Genomic DNA, 3,649 nt, shown 5'->3' with positions numbered 1-3,649 from the left:
GCGGTCCGCCGCAGGCCCGATGAGGAGGAGCTTCGATGGCGAAGACCCCCGCAGTCCTGCTTGACCCAGCCACCTTCGACGGTCCGACGACCGACGATCCCGGCACCCCCGACGCCCAGGTATCGATCAGGGGGCGCAATGTCGAGGTGCCGGACCACTTCGCGACCCGGATCAACACGAAGCTCGCGAAGATCGAGAAGATGTCGCCGACGAACATCCAGCGGTTCGACGTGATCCTGTTGCACGAGAACAATCCGCGGTTGTCCAAGGTGAGTCAGCGTATCGAGATCACCGCCAAGGGTAAGGGCGGTGTGGCTCGAGCGGAGGCGGCCGAGGACACCTTCTACGGGGCACTCGAGTCCGCGGTGTCCAAGCTCGAACGTCAGATGCGCAAGGCGCGGACCCGCCGCAAGATCAGCCACTCCGGGCATCGTCGTCCGATGTCGGTCGCCGAGGCGACCGCCGAGGTGTCGGCCACCGCCGCGCCGGCCGAGGTTCTCGACGAGTACGAGCACGAGGTCGACGAGCAGTTGCCCGGTCAGATCGTGCGGCGCAAGGAGCACGACGGCACCCCGATGACGGTCGACGAGGCGCTGGAGAAGATGGAGCTGGTGGGGCACGACTTCTACCTGTTCCGTGACTCCGAGTCCGGTCGCGCCACCGTCGTCTACCGGCGTCACGCATTCGACTACGGTCTGATCACCTTGACCGAGGCCGAGGGCTGATAGCCCCGGTCCCCATCACCGAAGGGCGGTCCGGTCCGAGGAGGGCCGGACCGCCCTCGGCGTGTACGTACGGCTCGCAGCACCTAGGATGTGGGCTGGACCGGTGTGGTAACGCGCCGGTGTGAGAAAGAACTACCGACCACATCCCCGACCACGAGGACGTTCGAGACTGTGTCCATCCTTTCCAAGCTGCTCCGGGCCGGCGAGGGGCGAAAGCTCAAGAAGTACACCGCTCTCGCCGACTACGTGATGTCGCTCTCCGACGACGTGGAGAAGCTGAGCGACGACGAACTCGCCGCGAAGACCGATGAGTTCAAGGGCCGCGTGGCCGAGGGGGAGACACTCGACGACCTGCTGCCCGAGGCCTTCGCGGTCGCGCGCGAGGCCGCCTACCGCGTCCTGGGCCAGCGCCCCTACAAGGTGCAGGTCATCGGCGCCATCGTGCTGCACACCGGCGCGGTGGCCGAGATGAAGACCGGTGAGGGCAAGACCCTGACCTGTGTGCTTCCGGCGTACCTCAACGCCCTGTCGGGCAACGGCGTCCACGTCGTGACGGTCAACGACTACCTCGCCAAGCGTGACGCCGAGTGGATGGGCCGCGTGCACCGCTTCCTGGGACTGTCCGTCGGGGCGATCCTCAGCGGGATGACCCCCGTGCAGCGGCGTGAGTCCTACCACTCGGACATCACCTACGGCACGAACAACGAGTTCGGCTTCGACTACCTGCGCGACAACATGGCGCACGACACCGCGGAGTTGGTCCAGCGTGGCCACAACTACGCGATCGTCGACGAGGTCGACTCGATCCTCATCGACGAGGCGCGGACGCCGCTGATCATCTCCGGCCCGGCCGACGGCTCCAGCAAGTGGTACTCCGAGTTCGCGCGGATCGCGCCGATGCTGGAGGACGGCACCCACTACGAGGTCGACCGCAAGAAGCGCACCATCGGTGTGACCGAGGCCGGCGTCGAGTTCGTCGAGGACCAGCTGGGCATCGAGAACCTCTACGAGGCCGCCAACTCGCCGCTGGTGAGCTACCTGAACAACTCCATCAAGGCCAAGGAGCTGTTCACCAAGGACAAGGACTACATCGTCCGCGACGGCGACGTGATCATCGTCGACGAGTTCACGGGCCGCGTCCTCGACGGTCGCCGCTACAACGAGGGCATGCACCAGGCCATCGAGGCCAAGGAGCGGGTCGAGATCAAGGCCGAGAACCAGACGCTGGCCACGATCACCCTGCAGAACTACTTCCGGCTGTACGAGAAGCTCTCCGGCATGACAGGTACCGCCGAGACCGAGGCAGCCGAGCTGTACTCGATCTACAAGCTCGAGGTCATGCCGATCCCGACCAACCGGCCGATGGCCCGCGTGGACCAGGGCGACCTCATCTACAAGACGGAGGAGGCGAAGTTCGCCGCCGTCGTCGATGACATCGCCGAGCGGGTGGAGAAGAAGCAGCCCGTCCTCGTGGGTACCGCCTCCGTCGAGCGCAGTGAGCACCTGTCGCGGCTGCTGACCCGCAAGGGCGTCAAGCACCACGTCCTCAACGCCAAGTTCCACGCCTCCGAGGCGCAGATCGTCGCCCAGGCCGGTCGACCGGGCGCGGTCACCGTGGCCACCAACATGGCCGGTCGAGGCACCGACATCGTGCTGGGTGGCAACCCGGACATCATCGCCGACCTCAACCTGCGTGAGCGCGGACTCAACCCGGTGGACACCCCGGAGGAGTACGAGGCCGCATGGGACGAGGAGATCGAGCGCATGCGCGCGCTCACCAAGAAGGAAGCCGACACCGTCCGTGACGCCGGCGGCCTGTACGTGCTGGGCACCGAGCGGCACGACTCCCGGCGCATCGACAACCAGCTGCGCGGCCGTTCCGGCCGTCAGGGCGACCCCGGCGAGTCCCGTTTCTACCTGTCGCTCGGCGATGAGCTGATGCGACGCTTCAACGGCGCCACCGTCGAGGCGATCATGAACCGGCTCAACCTGCCGGACGACGTCCCGATTGAGGCCCGCATGGTCTCGAATGCGGTGAAGAACGCCCAGACCCAGGTCGAGTCCCAGAACTTCGAGATCCGCAAGGACGTTCTGAAGTACGACGAGGTCATGAACCAGCAGCGCACCGTGATCTACAAGGAGCGCAAGAAGATCCTCGAGGGTGAGGACATCACCGACCAGGTCGAGTCGATGATCTACCAGGTAGTCAGTGCCTACGTCGACGGCGCCACCGCCGAGGGATACGTCGAGGACTGGGACCTGGACAAGCTGTGGGAGGCGCTGGGGCAGCTGTACCCGGTGTCGATCAGCGCAGAGGACGTCATCGAGGGTGACGAGTACGGCTCCTCGGGCGACCTGAGCGCCAAGAACCTGCGTGACGCGGTCCTGGACGATGTGTTTGCCAAGTACGACGAGCGCGAGTCCGAGATCGAGGGCATCGGCGGCGAGGGCGCGATGCGCCAGCTCGAACGGTCGATCATGCTGCAGGTCCTCGACCGCAAGTGGCGCGAGCACCTGTACGAGATGGACTACCTCAAGGAGGGCATCGGCCTGCGGGCCATGGCCCAGCGTGACCCGCTCGTCGAGTACCAGCGCGAGGGTTACGACATGTTCTCCGGGATGATGGACGGAGTGCGCGAGGAGACGGTCGCGTTCCTGTTCAACGTCAAGGTCGAGGCCAACCAGCAGCGCAACTCGGTCTCCGCCCCGTCCGCCGCGCAGGCGGCCGCCCTGGCGGGTGCGAACCCGATCCTGCAGGCCGCCGGCACCGGTCGCGACGTCTCTGACGAGCAGATGCAGTTCTCCGGCCCGTCCGAGTCCGGCGACGCCCAGCTCGTCGACGAGTCCGGGGCGGGCAACCGCGCCGACCGGCGTGCCCAGGACAAGAAGGAGCGCGCCGAGCGCCGCGAGCGGGCGGCCCGCAC

At 66.5% G+C, this 3,649-nt stretch carries 2 protein-coding genes; both read left to right on the top strand.

Features of this window, described 5'->3' with window-relative positions; genetic code table 11:
* Nucleotides 1–35 precede the first annotated feature (35 nt).
* Nucleotides 36–725 (top strand): ribosome hibernation-promoting factor, HPF/YfiA family, encoded by a 690-nt coding sequence (gene hpf, locus G6016_RS13465; RefSeq protein WP_182633146.1) that lies wholly within the window; start codon nucleotides 36–38, stop codon nucleotides 723–725.
* A gap of 177 nt (nucleotides 726–902) precedes the next feature.
* A partial coding sequence (gene secA, locus G6016_RS13460) for a preprotein translocase subunit SecA (protein ID WP_182633147.1) occupies nucleotides 903–3,649 on the top strand: 2,747 nt, incomplete at its 3' end.

The organism is Dietzia aerolata, from assembly GCF_014144865.1.
Taxonomy (GTDB): Bacteria; Actinomycetota; Actinomycetes; order Mycobacteriales; family Mycobacteriaceae; genus Dietzia; species Dietzia aerolata.
Note: the sequence above shows the minus strand (reverse complement) of the source record. Positions and strands in the feature narration are given on the sequence as shown.